This is a genomic window from Streptosporangium sp. NPDC000396, assembly GCF_042898655.1.
GTDB lineage: Bacteria > Actinomycetota > Actinomycetes > Streptosporangiales > Streptosporangiaceae > Streptosporangium.
Genome location: NZ_JBIAZA010000033.1, coordinates 19,910 through 37,177 on the forward strand (window position 1 = coordinate 19,910; position 17,268 = coordinate 37,177).

12 protein-coding genes and 1 pseudogene are annotated in these 17,268 nt (G+C 70.1%); 8 read left to right on the forward strand and 5 right to left on the reverse strand.

Translation table 11 applies throughout. The features are described from left to right. Positions 1–239: 239 nt before the first annotated feature. The gene (locus tag ACFY2X_RS38035) at positions 240–5,114 is read right to left on the reverse strand and encodes an ATP-dependent helicase (RefSeq protein WP_389947926.1); all 4,875 of its coding nucleotides are present in this window, start codon (positions 5,112–5,114) and stop codon (positions 240–242) included. Between the two features lie 136 nt (positions 5,115–5,250). Here ACFY2X_RS38035 and ACFY2X_RS38040 point away from each other — a divergent pair, with 136 nt between their 5' ends. The 3 genes from ACFY2X_RS38040 to ACFY2X_RS38050 all read left to right on the forward strand — a co-directional run bounded on the left by ACFY2X_RS38040 (position 5,251) and on the right by ACFY2X_RS38050 (position 7,578). Further along, positions 5,251–6,588: a pyridoxal phosphate-dependent decarboxylase family protein gene (locus ACFY2X_RS38040; RefSeq protein WP_389947927.1), complete on the forward strand. Its 1,338-nt coding sequence runs from the start codon at positions 5,251–5,253 to the stop codon at positions 6,586–6,588. Positions 6,589–6,668: 80 nt separating this feature from the next. After that, on the forward strand, positions 6,669–7,157 hold the full coding sequence (locus tag ACFY2X_RS38045) for a VOC family protein (RefSeq protein ID WP_389947928.1): 489 nt from the start codon (positions 6,669–6,671) through the stop codon (positions 7,155–7,157). Between the two features lie 226 nt (positions 7,158–7,383). Then, a complete protein-coding gene (locus ACFY2X_RS38050) occupies positions 7,384–7,578 on the forward strand; it encodes a DUF3046 domain-containing protein (protein WP_389947929.1) in 195 nt (64 codons plus the stop codon). A 110-nt stretch (positions 7,579–7,688) separates the two neighbouring features. Here the strand turns inward: ACFY2X_RS38050 and ACFY2X_RS38055 are convergent, their stop codons facing one another. Further along, positions 7,689–7,880 carry a hypothetical protein gene (locus tag ACFY2X_RS38055; protein ID WP_389947930.1) on the reverse strand — a complete coding sequence of 64 codons (192 nt, stop codon included), beginning with the start codon at positions 7,878–7,880 and terminating at the stop codon, positions 7,689–7,691. Positions 7,881–8,246: 366 nt separating this feature from the next. On the opposite strand from ACFY2X_RS38055, the gene recA reads away from it, so the two are divergent. The 5 genes and pseudogenes from recA to ACFY2X_RS38080 all read left to right on the forward strand — a co-directional run bounded on the left by recA (position 8,247) and on the right by ACFY2X_RS38080 (position 13,289). After that, positions 8,247–9,344: a recombinase RecA gene (gene recA, locus ACFY2X_RS38060; RefSeq protein ID WP_389947931.1), complete on the forward strand. Its 1,098-nt coding sequence runs from the start codon at positions 8,247–8,249 to the stop codon at positions 9,342–9,344. A 250-nt stretch (positions 9,345–9,594) separates the two neighbouring features. Further along, positions 9,595–10,341, forward strand: coding sequence for a recombination regulator RecX (gene recX, locus ACFY2X_RS38065; RefSeq protein ID WP_389948013.1), 747 nt, complete (start codon positions 9,595–9,597; stop codon positions 10,339–10,341). A gap of 437 nt (positions 10,342–10,778) precedes the next feature. Continuing rightward, complete coding sequence (rny, locus tag ACFY2X_RS38070; protein WP_389947932.1) at positions 10,779–12,398, forward strand: ribonuclease Y; 1,620 nt, start codon at positions 10,779–10,781, stop codon at positions 12,396–12,398. A gap of 59 nt (positions 12,399–12,457) precedes the next feature. Further along, a pseudogene (locus tag ACFY2X_RS38075) lies at positions 12,458–12,717 on the forward strand (integrase core domain-containing protein); the annotation flags it as partial. 113 nt (positions 12,718–12,830) lie between these two features. Then, positions 12,831–13,289, forward strand: coding sequence for a GNAT family N-acetyltransferase (locus ACFY2X_RS38080; RefSeq protein WP_389947933.1), 459 nt, complete (start codon positions 12,831–12,833; stop codon positions 13,287–13,289). A gap of 126 nt (positions 13,290–13,415) precedes the next feature. On the opposite strand, the gene ACFY2X_RS38085 is transcribed toward ACFY2X_RS38080, so the two are convergent. The 3 genes from ACFY2X_RS38085 to ACFY2X_RS38095 all read right to left on the reverse strand — a co-directional run bounded on the left by ACFY2X_RS38085 (position 13,416) and on the right by ACFY2X_RS38095 (position 17,256). After that, complete coding sequence (locus ACFY2X_RS38085) at positions 13,416–15,296, reverse strand: prolyl oligopeptidase family serine peptidase (RefSeq protein ID WP_389947934.1); 1,881 nt, start codon at positions 15,294–15,296, stop codon at positions 13,416–13,418. A 356-nt stretch (positions 15,297–15,652) separates the two neighbouring features. After that, positions 15,653–16,591 carry an amino acid ABC transporter permease gene (locus ACFY2X_RS38090; protein ID WP_389947935.1) on the reverse strand — a complete coding sequence of 313 codons (939 nt, stop codon included), beginning with the start codon at positions 16,589–16,591 and terminating at the stop codon, positions 15,653–15,655. Next, positions 16,588–17,256 carry an amino acid ABC transporter permease gene (locus ACFY2X_RS38095; RefSeq protein WP_389947936.1) on the reverse strand — a complete coding sequence of 223 codons (669 nt, stop codon included), beginning with the start codon at positions 17,254–17,256 and terminating at the stop codon, positions 16,588–16,590. The genes ACFY2X_RS38090 and ACFY2X_RS38095 overlap by 4 nt, the downstream gene beginning before the upstream one ends. Between the last annotated feature and the right edge of the window lie 12 nt (positions 17,257–17,268).

The following is a 17,268-nucleotide window of genomic DNA, read 5'->3' on the forward strand; positions in this document are numbered from 1 at the left end:
GCCGCGATGCGACTTCCCCGGTAAATGGGCTGATTTTCGGTTGACCTTAAAGCGGTCGCGGTGATCGGGCCATCTGGTCTGGCCGACTTTGCCGGAGATCGGCAGCCAGGTGTCGTGGCGACCGCCGAGGAGGAAGGGCAGGTGTCACGCCGGTCGAAAAGGCCTGCCCGGTGAGGGGGTACGCGCGCAGGCGCGGACCCCTCGGGTACTCCGCCTGAACCCAGTGGGTGAACGCCGGTCTACGCGCGCAGGCGCAAACCCCTCGGGGTCGGGTGGAATCCGGCGGCCTCCAGGGCGGCGGCCAGGGGAGAGTCGTTGACGGCCACGCCGTCCGCGCGCTCCACGGTCAGCTTGCCGAGGGCACCATCGCGTACGGCCAGCGCCAGGGCGTCCACGGCGGGCCGGAGGGCGTCGTCATCGGTGAAGGACAGCAAGGTCTTGCCACCGCGTTCGACGTAGAGCACCAGACGCCCGTCCACGAGCACCACCAGGGAGCCCGCCTTGCGGCCGGGCTTGTGGGACACGTCTCCGGGGTGAGCGGGCCACGGCAGGGCGGCGCCGTACGGGTTGGCCGGATCGGCCGCGGCCAGCACCACGGCTCGCCGTGCGTCTTCCCCCGGCCCGCGGGTGCTCCACGGGTCGAGGCCGGGTGACGCGGTCCCCGGCGCCGTGGAGGCCGCGCGCATGCGGTCGACCGCGCCGGGGAGGGCGAACTGGGCGCCGCCCAGGCCCTCGACGAAGTAGCCCCGGCGGCATCGTCCGCTCTCCTCGAAGGCGCGCAGCACCGGATAGACCGCGGCGAACCCGCCGGGCAGCCGCTCGGCGGTGACCGCGCCCCGGGTCACCACGCCGTGCCGCTCCAGCAGCGCCTCGGCCTGGGCGTGGGCCCGCTGGGTCGCGTCGCCGGCCGGTGCGGGCAGCAGCCACCAGCGCCCGCTCACGGTCGGCGGGCCGCTCCGGGTGGGCAGCACCGCCCGGCGTCTGCGCGTCGTGGCCGGGCGGTGTGCGGGACGCCCGGTGCCGAGTGTGACCCGCAGCGGCGCGAGCGTGTCACCGGTGATGCGCCCCGCCCACACCAGATCCCAGACGGCGGCGGCCAGCACCCGGTCGTCGGTGACCGAGCCGGTCATGAGAGCGCCGACGCGGTCCGCCAGCTCGCGGAAGAACAGGGCGCCTCCACCACCGAGGACCTCAAGGATCCTCTCGTGCACCGGGGTCATGGTGATCTCAAGCGGGTCGGGCATCAGCAGAGGAGCGGTGTCCGCGAAATACAGCGCGACCCAGCCGTCTCCGCCCGGCAGCGAGCCCTGTCCGGCCCAGATGACCTCGCCCGAGGCCGTCAGCTCATCAAGCAGAGACGGGTCGTATCCGGGCACCCGCGAGGGCAGGACGAGAGTCTCCAGCGCCGAGGCGGGCACCGCGGCGCCCTGCAACTGCTCGATCGCGCCCACCAGCGCGTCGATCGGTGGCCTGCCCTTCTGCGGGGAGCCGCTGATGCCGTGCCAGGAAGGCGCGAAGGCGGCCAGAGCCTCGGGCGAGACCGGCTCCACCTCCTTGCGGAGCCGGGCCAGGGATCTGCGGCGCAACATCCGCAGCACCCCGGCGTCGCACCACTCCTCTCCCCGGCCGCCCGGCCTGAACTCCCCGTTCACCACCCGGCCCGAGGCGGCCAGGCGGCGCAGCGTGTCGGCGACGACCGCGGTGCCGAGGCCGAACCTGGCGGCGGCCGTGCTCGCCGGGAACGGGGTGCGCGTGCGGGCGTGCCTGGCGATCAGGTCGCCCAGCGGGTCGTCCACCGGCTCCAGGAACGCGTGCGGCAGCCCCACCGGCAACGGCACACCGAGCGCGTCACGCAGCCGGGCGGCGTCCTCGATCGCCGCCCACTGCTCCTGCCCGGCCACCCGCACCCTGATCGCCCGCCGGGCGCTCTCCAGATCGGCCAGCCACGCCGGATCGCCCTCGCGCAGGCTCACGTCGGCCGCGACCAGGGGACCGTGCGAACGGAGCAGGTCGGCCAGGTCCTCGGCGTCGCGGAGCGGCCGGTCCAGCCGGGCCAGCTCACGCTCGGTGTCGGCGATCACATCGGGGTCGAGCAGCTCGCGCAGGTCCGCCTGGCCCAGCAGCTCGGCCAGCAGGCTCGTGTCGAGCGCGAGCGCCTGGGCGCGGCGCTCGGCGAGAGGGGCGTCCCCTTCGTACATGAACGCGCCGATGTAGTTGAACAGCAACGACGCCGCGAACGGCGACGCCTGGCCGGTCTCGACCTCGACCAGCCGCACGCGCCGCGCCGCGATGTCCCGCATGAGCTGGACCAGCCCCGGCACGTCGAACACGTCCTGCAGGCACTCACGCATCGTCTCCAGCACGACCGGAAACGATCCGTACCGGCTGGCCACGTTGAGCAGGTGCGAGGCCCGCTGGCGCTGCTGCCACAGGGGGGTGCGCTTGCCCGGCGTACGGCGCGGCAGCAACAGGGACCGCCCCGCGCACTCTCGGAACCGTGCCGCGAACAGTGCCGAACCGCCGAGTTCCTCGGTGACGATCCGCTCGATCTCCTCGGCGTCGAAGACCGCGAGGTCCGTCGGGGGACCGGAGAGCGTGTCGGGGATGCGCAGCACGATCCCGTCGTCGGAGTGCACGGCCTGGACGTCGGTCCCGTAGCGCTCCCGCAGCCGCCGCCCGATCGCCAGGGCCCACGGCGCGTGCACCCGGGCTCCGTACGGCGAGTGCACCACGACCCGCCAGTCGCCCAGCTCGTCGTGGAACCGTTCGACCACCAGCGTCCGGTCGTCGGGGACGTATCCGGTGGCCTCTCGCTGCTCGGCCAGATAGGACAGCAGGTTGACCGCGGCGAACTCATCGAGTCCCGCCGCCCTGATCCGCTCCAGCGCACGCTTCCGCGCCGGATCGGCCTCTTCCGCGGGGCCCGGGTTCGTGCCGTCGCGCTCCGGGGCCCGCCGTCCGGCCGGGCCCGGCCGCACGCCGTCGTGTGCCGGATCTCCCCGCCTGACGGCGCCCGGCCTCGCTCCGCCGGGTGCCGGATCTTCCCGCCTGGCGGTGCCCGGCCTCGCTCCGGAGTCGGCTCCGGCGGCGGACATCTCCCGGAGGAACGCGCCGATCGCCCGGCCCAGCTCCGCCGGGCGGCCCGCGCTGTCGCCGTGCCAGAACGGCAGTTTGCCCGGCTGCCCGGGTGCGGGGGAGACCAGCACCCGGTCGGCCGTGATGTCCTCGATCCGCCAGGAGGTGGCGCCCAGCACGAACACGTCACCGGCCCGGGACTCGTAGACCATCTCCTCGTCGAGCTCGCCCACCCGGGAGGCCTTCTCCCCGACTAGGAAGACACCGAACAGCCCCCGGTCGGGGATCGTGCCGCCGTTGGTCACGGCCAGCCGCTGGGCCCCCGGCCGCCCCCGCAGGGTGCCGGTGACCCGGTCCCACACGATGCGCGGGCGCAATTCGGCGAACTCCTCGCTCGGGTAGCGCCCGGCGAGCATGTCGAGTGTCGCCTCAAGCGCGCCGCGGGGCAACGTCCGGTACGGCGCGGCGCGCCGTACCACGGTCTCCAGCTCGTCCACCGTCCACTCGTCCAGCGCGGTCATCGCCACGATCTGCTGGGCGAGCACGTCGAGCGGGTTGCGCGGGCAGTGAAGCTCCTCGATCTCCCCGCTTCTCATGCGCTCGGCGACCACGGCGGTCTGGACCAGATCACCCCGGTATTTGGGGAAGATCACGCCACGCGAGACCGCTCCCACCTGGTGCCCGGCCCGGCCGATCCGCTGCAGGCCACTGGCCACGCTCGGTGGGGACTCCACGCAGGCGACCAGATCCACCGAGCCCATGTCGATGCCGAGCTCCAGGCTGGAGGTCGCGACCACGGCGGGCAGCCGCCCGGACTTGAGCGCCTCCTCGATCTGGGAGCGCTCCTGTTTCGACACAGACCCGTGGTGCGCCCGCACGATCTCCGGGACCACTCCTTTGGAGGCGCCCGCCTGCGCCATCATCGCCGCGGGGGTGGACAGGGAGGCCGGTGGTCCCGGAAACCCCTCCGCCCAGTGCACCGGCTCCGCCGGCTCCGTGTCGCCGGCCCGGCGCTCCCACGCCAGCTCGTTGAGGCGGGTGCTCAGCCGCTCGGCCAGCCGCCGGGAGTTGGCGAACACGATCGTCGAGCGGTGGTCGCCGATCAGGTCGAACAACCGCTCCTCGACGTGCGGCCAGATGGACCGCCGGGCCGGAGGCTCGGTCAGCCACCGGTCGTCGTCATCGGAGGGAACGGGCCGCGGAGCGTTGTCGAGCTCGGTCATGTCCTCGATCGGGACGACCACGTCGACCTCGATGACCTTCTCCGAGGGCGGCTGGACCACGGCCGCCGGGCGTGGGCCGCCGAGGAAGGCGGCCACCTCCTGCACCGGCCGCACGGTCGCCGACAGGCCGATGCGCTGCGCGGGCCGGGCCAGCAGGGAGTCCAGGCGCTCCAGGCTGAGTGCCAGGTGCGCGCCGCGCTTGGTGGCCGCGACCGCGTGCACCTCGTCGACGATGACCGTCTCCACGCCCCGCAACGCCTCGCGGGCCTGGCTGGTCAGCAACAGGAACAACGACTCGGGTGTCGTGATGAGGATGTCGGACGGCTTGGCCGCGAAGCGCCGCCGCTCCTCCGGTGAGGTGTCGCCCGACCGGATCGCCACCGAGATCTCCGGCACCGGCAGCCCGAGCCGCCGCGCGGTCTGCTTCAGCCCGGCCAGCGGAGCTCGGAGGTTGCGCTCGACGTCCACCGCCAGGGCTTTGAGCGGTGACACGTAGAGGACCCGGCAGCGTCCGGCGGGCGCGTCGCCCTTTCGCGAGGGCTTCCGCCTCCCCGCGCCGCCCGCCGCCTTCCCGGCCAGGTCGCCGATTGCGACGGGATCGCCGGTTACGGCCGAGCGCTCGGCGGCCAGCCGGTCGAGTGACCACAGAAACGCGGCCAGCGTCTTGCCCGACCCCGTGGGCGCGACCACCAGGGTGTTGTCTCCCCGGGCGATCGACGCCCACGCCTCCCGCTGGGCGGCGGTGGGCGAGGCGAAGGCCCCGGTGAACCAGCCTCTGGTCACGGGGCTGAAGTGGTCGAGCGCTGATCCGGTCACGGGGTCCATAGTGCATCGCCCCACCGACAGAATCCGCCGACGGGGGCGAGGCCCATACGGGTGGGAGCAAACATCACCTAAAGGTGTCCAAAATGTCTATTACCCTTTTTAACTGTTTTGTCCGCATACTGCACGAGTGCACAGCTACGACGAGCGCCTGACGAACCTGGTCTTCTCCTACATGAAGGAGCGGCTTTCGCTTGATCCCGTTCCCCTCGACCACCCCGGGGTGAAGGACAAGCTCGACGCGGCCCTGGCCGGGCTCATCACTCCCGGAGGCACCGACCCCGAGAAGGTCCTGGACGTCTACGCGACGCAACTGGCCCCGGCGGTCATCTCCGCCGACAGCCCCAGGTTCCTGTCGTTCATTCCGAACGCCCCGACCAAGGCCGCCCTGCTGTTCGACATGGTCGTCTCCTGCGCCTCGCTCCAGGGCATCTCGTGGCTTGAGGCCTCCGGCGCGATCGCCGCCGAGAATCAGGTGCTCCGCCTGCTCGCCGACAAGGCGGGCATGCCGAAGACCGCGGGAGGCTGCTTCGTCTCGGGTGGCTCGGCGGGCAACCTGTCCGCGCTCGTCGTGGCCCGCGACACGGCCCGGTCCCGGCGCCCGGAGGGCCGCCTGCGCGTCGCGGTCAGTGACCAGGCGCACTCCTCGATCTCCAACACCCTGCGGATCATGGACGTGGACGCCCTCGTCGTCCCCTCCGCGGACCACCGCCTCACCGGCGCGGCCCTGCGCGCGGCCCTGGCCGCCGACCCCGACCCCTCCAACGTGATCGCCGTGGTCGCGACCTCGGGCACCACCAACGCCGGGATCGTCGACGACCTCGCCGGAGTCGCCGAGGTCGCCCGTGAGCGCGACCTCTGGTTCCACGTGGACGGCGCGTACGGCGGCGCCGGGCTGTTCGCCCCCTCGATCCGCCACCGCTACGCGGGCATCGAGCACGCCGACTCCTTCGTCGTCGACCCGCACAAATGGCTGTTCGCGCCCTTCGACTGCGCGGCCCTGCTCTATCGCGACCCCCGCCTGGCCCGTGCGGTGCACACCCAGGACGCCTCCTATCTCGATGTCCTGCACACCGAGGGCGACGAGTGGAACCCCACCGACTACGCCTACCACCTGACCCGGCGAGCCCGCGGCCTGCCGCTCTGGTTCTCCCTGGCGGTGAACGGCACCGAGGCCTACACCGAGGCCGTCGAGAAGGGCCTGACCCTCGCCCGCGAGACCGCCGAACTGATCCGCCGCACCGGACACCTGGAGCTGATCCGCGAGCCGGAGCTGTCGGCCGTGCTGTTCCGGCGTACCGGATGGACGGACAAGGACTACTACGACTGGTCCGAGCGACTGCTCGCCGGGCAGATCGGTTTCGTCACACCGACCGGCTGGGAGGGGGAGACCGTCGCGAGGTTCGCCTTCCTGCACCCCGACACCTCGATGGAGATCGTGGAGGAGATCCTGGCCACCATGGCGTGACGGCGAGGAAAGGTTCATCCCGTGACGAGACGGAGATAGAGCTCAGACGACCACCTGACGCAGTGAGCGGTGAGCCATCGATGAGCATCGACTATCCGGCCGTCGAGAAGGCGCGTGAGCGGATCAAGGCAGAGCACCTGAGGGAGCACCGCCCGCCGAGCAGCGCGAGGGGGCTGCACCACTTCGCGCTGATCTCCTCCGACGTCGAGGCGACGATCGCCTTCTACCAGGATCTTCTGGAGTTCCCTCTCACGGAGATCATCGAGAACCGCGACTACCGGGGATCGAACCACTTCTTCTTCGACATCGGAAACGGCAACCTGCTCGCCTTCTTCGACTTCCCAGGCCTGGACCTCGGCCCCTACAAGGAGGTTCTCGGCGGGCTCCACCACATCGCCCTGTCGGTGGACCCGTCGACCTGGGAGCGGCTGAGGGGAAAGCTGGAGGCCGCGGGTGTGCCGCATCAGATCGAGGGCGGCGCCTCGATCTACTTCAGAGATCCCGACGGGGTCCGGCTGGAACTGCTCGCCGACGCGCTCGGCGAGATGTACGGCTCCCGCGTTCTCTGAGGTCTCCCGGGCGTGAGCGCCTCCCGGGTGTGGGCCCCTTATGGATGCGGACGTCTCCCGGACGTACTGACCCGTGAGGTTGGGGACGCGGCCGGCCGCTCCGAGGGTGTGGAGCGGCGGCGCGGAGAGCCTTCCGGTAACCGGGGCGGTCGTGAACTCGTGAACCACCCGGCCATGGCCGGGAAGCCCCGGCCTTTGGGGCTGAGGAAGGTGCCAGACTAGGAAGATGCGCCTGTCGGATTTCTGGAACCGTATGAAACTGCACTTCGGTGATCCATACGCCGAGTCGTGGGCCCGTGACTACGTCATCGCCGACCTGGGCGGGCGGACCGTCAACCAGGCGCTGGCCGACGGCATCGCCGCCAAGGAGGTCTGGGGGGCGGTGTGCCGGGTGGCCGACGTCACCGGCTCGCTGCGCTGAGAGCCCCGGGCCTCTCGTCGGCCATGACCCCCGTCACGAGCTTTCGCCCTGGCGTCGCGGTGCGTCCGGCTGATCGGTCCGGTGTCGTGGGGAAAAGTCACAGGACGTGCTTAGGGCTGGGATGCGCCGTCCGGTAACTCCTTGATCATTTCGGCCGAGTGCCCGGGATTCCCGGTGCTCTCCTGACCGTGCGACGACCACAGGAAGAGCCGGCCGCTCCTGACCGGGGTGGCGAAGACGATCGTCTGTCTCCCGCTGCCCGGATGCCACACCCAGGGCAGGCGACCGTCGCCCTCGAGCATGCGACCGACAAGTCCCCGGGAGGGCGGCTCGGCCGCCAGGGACTCGAGATGAGACAGACGTCGCCGGGTGTACGTGACAGGCGCCTCGGATACCTCAGGGACTGTTTTCCCTCGGCATTCCCGCAGGTCGGTACGGCCGCAACGGATCCGGTGGAATGCCGGGGAACGTCGCCCCCGGGATGGGGCCCGCGCTCCTCCGGGGTGCGTGTCGGCCGGGAACACGCGATGTCGCTGAGCTACGATCGAACAGTCGTTCGGCTATATTGGACGCGCCGCCACTCATGGCGTGCTCTTCCAGAAAATTGTCGGTCGCACCCCGTAGCTTTCTGGCAACCGATCCAACCCGCGACCCTCCAAGGGGCTCCCATGGCAGCTAACGACCGCGAGAAGGCCCTCGAGACCGCGCTCGCCCAGATCGAGCGGCAATTCGGCAAGGGCTCCGTCATGCGCCTCGGCGACGAGGCCCGCGCGCCCATCGAAGTGATTCCGACCAGTTCCATCGCGCTCGACGTCGCCCTCGGCATCGGCGGGTTCCCGCGCGGCCGCATCGTCGAGATCTACGGTCCCGAGTCCTCCGGTAAGACCACCGTCGCGCTGCACGCGGTGGCCAACGCGCAGCGGAGCGGCGGCATCGCGGCGTTCATCGACGCCGAGCACGCTCTCGACCCGGAATACGCCAAGAAGCTGGGTGTCGACACCGACGCGCTGCTCGTCTCCCAGCCCGACACCGGTGAGCAGGCGCTGGAGATCGCCGACATGCTGATCCGGTCCGGCGCCGTCGATCTGCTGGTCATCGACTCGGTCGCGGCCCTGGTGCCCAAGGCCGAGATCGAGGGCGAGATGGGCGACAGCCACGTCGGCCTCCAGGCCCGCCTGATGTCCCAAGCCCTGCGCAAGGTCGCCGGCGCGCTCAACAGCACCGGCACCACCGCGATCTTCATCAACCAGCTCCGCGAGAAGATCGGCGTCATGTTCGGCTCGCCCGAGACCACGACCGGTGGAAAGGCGCTGAAGTTCTACGCCTCGGTCCGTCTCGACATCCGCCGCATCGAGACGCTCAAGGACGGCACCGAGGCGGTCGGCAACCGCACCCGGGTGAAGGTCGTCAAGAACAAGATGGCTCCGCCCTTCCGCGTGGCCGACTTCGACATCCTCTACGGGGTCGGCATCTCCCGCGAGGGCGGCCTGATCGACATGGGTGTCGAGCACGGCTTCGTCCGCAAGTCCGGCGCCTGGTACACCTACGAGGGCGACCAGCTCGGCCAGGGCAAGGAGAACGCCCGCAACTTCCTGAAGAACCACCCCGACATGGCCAACGAGATCGAGAAGAAGATCAAGGAGAAGCTCGGCATCGGCCCGCGCCTCGACAGCCCGGCCACCCCGCCGCCCGCCGCTCCGGCTTCCTCTCCCGCCCCGTCCGGTCGTGGGTCCAAGGCGGCCACCCCCAAGCCGGGTGACGTCTGACCCGGGTTGATCGATGAAGACGGGACCTGACTCCGGTCCGGCCGACGCGGCCGGGCCGAGGGACTGGGGTGCCTGGCCCGACGTGCCGGAGGCCGGACCCTCCGAGACGGGCAGCCGAGGGGGCGGCCGATCGCGGCGTTCACGCAGGGACCGGTCACGTGCCGGGCAGCCGGGTGCTTGGGATGCGTTCGTCTCCGCCGGAAACGGCGGCCCTATCCGGGGTGACGGCTCCGCGACGGGTGACGGCTCCATGGCGGGTGACGACTCCGCGACGGGCGGCGAGCTCGCCTGGGAAGACAGGACGGGCGGCGAGTCCGCCCGGGATGACGGCTTCTGGGGGGAGCCGGGAGAGCGCTCTGGCGAGGGGCCGGGAGGCCGGGGTGCTCGTGGGGCCCGGCGTGGCGACAGGCGGTCGCGGAGGAGTTCTCCGGGGAGCCTGCCCGACGGACCGGCCGAGGGCTCTCTGGCGAGCCGGGGGCCCGCCGCCGATCCACAGGCTGTGGCGAGGGCGATCTGCCTGCGGTTGCTGACCATGGCGCCGCGCACCCGGGCTCAACTCGCCGAGGCGCTGCGCAAGCGTGAGGTGCCCGAGGAGGCGGCCGAGGCCGTGCTTGAGCGGTTCTCCGAGGTCGGGCTCATCGACGACAAGGCGTTCGCCGCGGCATGGGTGAGCTCTCGTCACACCGGGCGCGGTCTCGCCCGGGGGGCCCTGGCGTCGGAGCTTCGTCACCGAGGCGTGGACGAAGACACGGTGAAGGAGGCGATGGACCAGCTCGACCCCGAGCAGGAGGTGGAGACGGCACGCAGGCTCGTGGCGCGCAAGCTTTCCTCCACCCGCGGTCTTGAGCCCGCTACCAGGACCCGGAGGCTGGCCGGCATGCTCGCCCGGAAGGGATATGGTCCCGGCCTGGCCTTTCGTGTGATTCGTGAGGCGCTTGAGAGCGAAGAGGAAGAAAATCCCGGTTTCTCGGCAGATTTTGATTACCCAGACGACTAGTTCAACCACGCTGAGATTATTTGTGTCGACGCTGTCCTGAGGGCGGGGGCTTGTCCCAAAAGGGCCTAGATCCTGGGCTCTCCAGGAGGGTCGAGCGGCGACGCCCGCCCCCGTCTCGACAGGGCAAATGCGGAAAGAAACACCGCCTTCTCATGTTTAGATAGCTCCTAGTAGGGCTTTGCTTGCCCGTTACCTCTTTGACGCTTAACCTCGACGGCAGTGAGGAGTTACTCCGCGCTGCGCGGATTGTCATAACGGTGAATTACGGACGAGCAGGCTTGGCGGATGCGGCCAGGTGGTGTGTCGGCGTGACCGGCCGGTCAGTGTCGGTCCTGGGTTGACACCTGCCCCGGTGGTGCCACCGCTTGGGCTTTCCGCGCCGTGCGTGTGACCCTTCGCGTGTTTGATATTTGCGATGCGAGGAGGGTGGGGCGCGCATGGATCCGGTTGTGGTCGTCGCATTGGCAGGGGCGGTTGTGATTCTTGCCGTGGTGACGATAGCCGCGCTGATCGTGCTGCTGCGTCGCACCGGTGGAGCGGGTGGCAGGGTGAGCGGTCCTTCCCCCGAGCAGATGGCCGAGATCCAGTCCGAGCTCGAAGCGGCCAGGCGTGAGGCCGTGGAGATTCGCACCAAGGCGGAGGACGACGCCGGAGAGGTCCTGCGCAAGGCCGAGGCCGCCGTCGAGTCCGCCGCGGAACTGCGCAAGGAGGCCGAGACGGAGAGCCGGGTGCTGAAATACGAGCTCAAGGAGCTCCGCTCCGACCTTGAGCGCAGAGAGAACCGGCTGGCCGAGCGGGAGCAGCGTCTTGACGAAGAGGCCAGGCGTCAGGTCGATCGGGCGCGCAAGCTCGCCGAGACCGAGACCGAGCTGGCCGACCGCCGCGAGCACCTCGACCGGGTCTCCCAGGAGCGCAAGGCCGTCCTGGAGCGGGTGGCCGGGCTGACCAGCGAGCAGGCCAAGTCCGAGCTGGTCAGGGAGATCGAGAACCAGGCCAAGCGCGAGGCCGCGCTGATCGTCCGCGAGATCGAGAGCCAGGCCCGCAAGGAGGGGGAGAAGCGGGCCACCAAGATCGTCACATTGGCGGTTCAGCGCGTGGCCACCGAACAGACCGCCGAATCCGTGGTCAGCGTCCTGCACCTGCCCGGCGACGAGATGAAGGGGCGCATCATCGGTCGTGAGGGCCGTAACATCCGTGCCTTCGAGTCGACCACCGGGGTCAATCTGATCATCGACGACACGCCCGAGGCGGTGCTGCTGTCGTGCTTCGACCCGGTCCGCCGCGAGACCGCCCGGCTGACGCTGGAGAAGCTCGTCCTCGACGGGCGCATCCATCCCCAGCGCATCGAGGAGGCTCACGAGCGCAGCAAGGCCGAGGTGCAGGACCTGTGTGTGCGCGCAGGCGAGGACGCCCTGGTGGAGCTGGGCATCACCGACATGCACCCCGAGTTGATCACTCTGCTCGGTCAGCTCCGCTACCGCACCTCATACGGCCAGAACGTGCTCGGCCATCTCATCGAGTCGGCCCACGTCGCCGGGATCATGGCGGCCGAGCTGCGGCTCGACCCGATGCTGCTCAAGCGGTGCACGCTTCTGCACGACATCGGCAAGGCCCTCACCCACGAGGTCGAGGGCAGCCACGCGCTCATCGGCGCCGAGATCGCCAGACGGTACGGCGAGCACGAGGACGTCGTCCACGCGATCGAGGCACACCACAACGAGGTCGAGGTCAAGACCGTGGAGGCCGTCCTCACCCAGGCCGCCGACGCGATCAGCGGTGGTCGGCCGGGCGCCCGCCGAGAATCGCTGGAGGCCTACGTCAAGCGGCTGGAGCGCCTGGAAGAGATCGCCACCTCCTACGAGGGCGTCGAGAAGGTCTTCGCCATGCAGGCAGGCCGGGAGGTGCGGGTCATGGTGAAGCCCGACGCGGTCGACGACATCCAGGCCCAGGTGATCGCCCGAGACGTCGCCAAGCAGGTCGAGGAGGAGCTCACCTACCCCGGTCAGATCCGCGTCACGGTCGTCCGGGAGTCTCGCGCCACCGAATTCGCCCGCTGAGACCCGCCGGCGGGCCATCGGACGATCGCCAGGCTTCGCCATGGCTTCTCACCGCGCCCCGCCGGACCCACCCCTGGCGGCCTCAGATCAACGGCAAGGTCGAACGCTTCCACCACACCCTGCTAGCTTCCACCACACCCTGCTGGAGGAATGGGCCTACCACCGGCCCTACACCTCAAAAGCCGAGCGCCAGGCCGCATTCCCCGGCTGGCTGGATTGGCACAGCCATCACCGACCCCACGTCGGCATCGGCGGCCATACCCCGGCCGGCCATGTCACCAGCCTGCCGGGACAGCACACCTGGTGCTCTGGCCAATGACGTTCACCGGGTTGCTGGTCGAGGTGGTAGACGGGTCGGTTAAATGCGAGCCGGGCGAGCGGCGTGATCAATCCAGATGCAACCCGTGAGCTCAGCCCCATAGCCTCGGCTTCATGAACAACCGTGCCCTCGTTCCCGACGACTTCGCCGTCCCCCCGGACCTGGTCACCCCACAGTTCCGCCTGGAACCCCTGGGACCCCGGCACAACGCTGCCGACCACGCCGCCTGGACCAGCAGTATCGAGCACATTCGCGCGACCCCGGGCTTCCAGGACCGAGGATGGCCTCCCTCGGCTGGAATGACCCTGGAGGCGAATCTCGCCGACCTGCGGCGTCATGCGAACGACTTCGCTCAGCGCCGCGGATTCACCTACACCGTCCTTGAGACGGTCGGCGGCGAGGTGATCGGATGCGTCTACATCTATCCCTCCCGTAGCGACGACCATGACACCGACGTGGCCTCCTGGGTCCGGGCCGACCGAGCGGAGCTGGACGCGCCCTTGTATGAAGCCGTGGCGGCCTGGCTGTCCACGGACTGGCCCCTCGGGAGGCTCAACTATCACCCGCGCTGAGATCGCAGCATCCCGCGGTGGCCGTACAGGCCGGTCTCTGCGGGACGCCTCGCCTTCGGACACCCCGCCACCGGCTACACAGCCGAACACACCGTCCCGGCGAACGTCACCGGTCAGGGGGCACCACTAGGCGCGGAAGATCTGCTGGTAGAAGGCGAGCTCGGTGGCCAGGGCCGCGCTGCGGGTCTCAGCGCGGCGGAAGCCGTGGGCCTCTCCTTCGAAGGTGAGGTAGGTGCAGGAAACCCCGCGTTCGGCGAGGGCGTCGGCGAAGGCCTGTGACTGGGCCGGGGGGACCACCGGGTCGGAAAGCCCCTGGAGGAGCAGCATGGGACAGCTCACTCCCGCGGCCTGGCCAAGGGGCTCGCGCGCGCCGTACAGGGCGGAGTCCTCCGGGCCCACCAGCCACTCGATGTAGCGGGACTCGAAGTCATGGGTGGTGGCGATGAACGAGGAAAGGGAGCTCACGCCGTAGTAGGAGACGCCGCCGGCGAACGTGTCGGACACGCAGCAGGCCGCCATGACCGTCCAGCCGCCCGCGCTGCCACCCCGGATCGCGATCCGTTCCGGGTCCGCCAGCCCTTGTGCGGCCAGCCATTCTGCGGCGGCGATCGAGTCTTCGACGTCGACCACGCCCCATTGGCCCCGCAGCCGGTCGCGGTAGGCGCGGCCGTAGCCGGTGGAGCCGCCGTAGTTGACGTCGAGCACGCCGATGCCCCGGCTGGTGAAGAAGGCCTTCTCCAGGTCGAGCGCGCTGGTGGCACGCCCGGTGGGGCCGCCGTGAACGAACACGACGTACGGCGGGGCGCCGTCGCCGGTGACCCCGGGGTTCGACGGCGGATAGACGAAGGCGTGCACATCGCGGCCGAACCGGCTCTCGATCCGCACGATCTCCGGCAGCGGCAGGTAGGCGATGTCGGGCAGTTCGTCGACGTCGCGACGGAGCTCATGGACCCGTCCGGTCACGGTGTCCACCCGGACGATCGACCGGGGCGCCGACGGGCCGTAGCCGATCCCGGTCAGCACGTGCCCGTCCGAGGCCAGAGCCTGGTCCCAGCCGTCGTAGGGCACCTCAAGGTCGGTCAGCACACCGCTGTCCGGGTCGAGGACGCCCAGCCGCAGGTCTCCCTGCCCGTGCAGGACCGCGACCCGCCCGTCGGCCAGCACCTGGTACGGCCTGCCGCCGAGCTGCCACAGCGGTCCGGAGAACTCTTCCTCCACCGGACAGAGCGCTCGAAGTGAAGCGTCATAAATCCCGACCTGGTAGAGGTTCCACCAGCCTGACCGATCGGAGATCAGGTAGAGGCGCCGGTCGTCGCGCCACTGCGGGGCGAGCACCGACTCGGTGGATCCGCCGCTGACCGTCCATGAAGCGCCGTCGGCCAGCTTCGTGATCCGCAGCTCGGTGCCGTTCCACGGCATGCGGGGATGGTTCCAGCAGATGTAGGCCAGGTGCTCGCCGTCGGGAGAGATCGTGGGGCAGGCGTAGAAGTCGCTCCCGCTGACCCGCTCGCGCGGCTCGGCCCCGCCGTGCAGGGGAATCGACACGATCGAGCGGCTGACCTTGCCGTTGTCGTGATGCCGCTCCCGGACGCACCAGACCTGCCCGTCATGGAAGACCATGTCCGCGTAGCGGAGCCCGGCCTCCAGGCCGGGCTCCGGCGTGATCGGCTCCGGCTCCACGCCGGGGAGCAGCAAATAGAGGCGCTGGTCGGCGAGGTTGGCGAACACCACGCCATCGCCGGGAACCACCACGTAGGACCGCCCGCCGTACTCGTGGACGCGGGTCCTCGCGCTCCACGGAGCGGAGAGCAGCTCGTGGTGCGTGCCGTCGGTGCCCCGGTGCATGATCGTGGTCCGGCCGCCCTCGGCGGGGCGGTCCTCGGTCCACCAGGCCTCCTCGCCGAGCACGGTGGGGAATCCCAGGCGCAGCCCGGAGCGGGCGACGCCGGTGGTGGATATCGGCGACGGCCAGGTGGCGTACGGCAGGGTGACCTGCTCGGGGGACATGGCGCAATCCTGCCTGATAACCCGCCGCCTGTCGTCGTTATGGCGCTCATCCCTCATGTCTGCCTCACCAAGCACCTACCGCGTGGGCGCCCCGTTCCCCGGGGCGGACAAGAACATGGAACAAACTTTGACTTCGGTTCCATCGCTGCCTTCGGCCGTCCTCGGGCATGGGGTGGCGGAGTGGAGACCCTCCGGCCGCCGGGCGGGGTGGTGAACCGCGAACCACCCGGCCTCGGCCGGGAGCCCCGGTCCGTCAAGCGAGCCGGGTTCCCGGACGCCGAAAGGCGGCCACCGCGACTGGTGACCGCCTTCCGGCGAAGCCCGGTCGGCTCGTCGCGACCGGTGGCTCTTCCGGCTCAGTCCACCGCGGAGATGGTGTCCGAGCCGGGCGACACGACCGCTCCGGGCGGGGCGATCGGCCGGGCCGAGGTCTTCCGGCTGCGACGGCTGCGCTTCTCCAGCCAGGTGGCGAAGGCGCCGACGATCAGGTTGATGATGATGTAGACGGTCGCGATGACGATCACCGCGGGGATGATGTTGTTGAAGTTGGAGGGCAGGACGCGCGCCCCCGCGTTCAGCAGGTCCTCGAACGAGACGATGAATCCCAGCGCCGTGTCCTTGAGGAGGACGATGAGCTGCGCGACGATCGCCGGCATCATGGCGGTGACCCCCTGCGGCAGCAGGATCATCCGCATGACCTGGCCCTTGCGCAGGCCGATCGCCAGCGCCGCCTCCGTCTGGCCGCGCGGGATGGACTGGATGCCCGCCCGCACGATCTCCGCCAGCACCGACCCGTTGTAAAGGACCAGGCCGGTCACCACTGCCGTGAACGGGGTCACGGTGAGCCCGAAGACCGCGCTCCCGCCGTACATCACCGCGAAGATCATGATGAGCAGCGGGATCGCCCGGAAGAACTCGACCACGACGCCCGACGGAATGCGGATCCAGGCGTGGTCGGACAGCCGGCCGATGCCGAAGACGAACCCGAACGGCACCGCGATCAACGCGGCGACCACCGCGGCGCCGAGCGTGTTGAACAGGCCGGGCAGGATCAGGTTGACCCACACGTCGCCCCGCAGGAACGGGGTCCACAGGTCGGCGCTGAGCTGGTTCTTCTCGTCCAGCTTGATCACCATCGCGTAGACGGCGAACAGCGCGGCGAGGATGACCAGCACCGTGAGCACGTTGTTGCGCATCCTCGCGCGGGGGCCGGGCGCGTCGTAGAGGACGCTGACCCGCTCGGCGGAGCTCGCGCGCTTGGGAACCTTCTTCGGCTCGGCGGTCATCGTGCTCATCGGATCACCGCCATGCGCTTGGACAGCCAGGTGAACAGCAGCCCGGTGGGCAGGGTCAGCACCAGGAAGCCCAGCGCGAACCCGAAGAAGATCTGGATGACCGCGTCGCCGTGCGCCTCGAAGAGCGTCTTCATCGTCAGGGACGCCTCGCCGACGCCGATGGCGGCGGCGACCGTGGTGTTCTTGGTCAGCGCGATCAGGATGCTGCCCAGCGGGGCGATCACCGCACGCAGGGCCTGGGGCAGCACGATCAGCCTCAGGTTCTGGAAGAAGGTGAGACCGATGGCCCGGGCCGCCTCAGCCTGGCCGATCGGCACCGTGTTGATCCCGGCCCGGATCGCCTCGCAGACGAACGCCGCCGTGTAGGCGGACAGGCCGATGATGGACAGCCAGAGGTAGTTGGTGGACAGGCTCGTGGAGAACGAGACGTCCAGGACCAGGCCGAGGCCCAGCCCGCAGAACACGATCACCAGGGTCAGCGGGGTGTTCCGCAAGATGTTCACATACGCCGTGCCGATCCCGCGCAGGATGGGCAGCGGGCTGACCCGCATCCCGGCGAGGATCGTCCCGAGGATCAGTGCCGTTAACCCGCTGGCGAGCGTGAGCCGGATCGTCAGCCAGAAGGCGCCCAGGATCACCGGGAATTCGTCGAAGAGTGCCTGCACTCATCCCTCCAA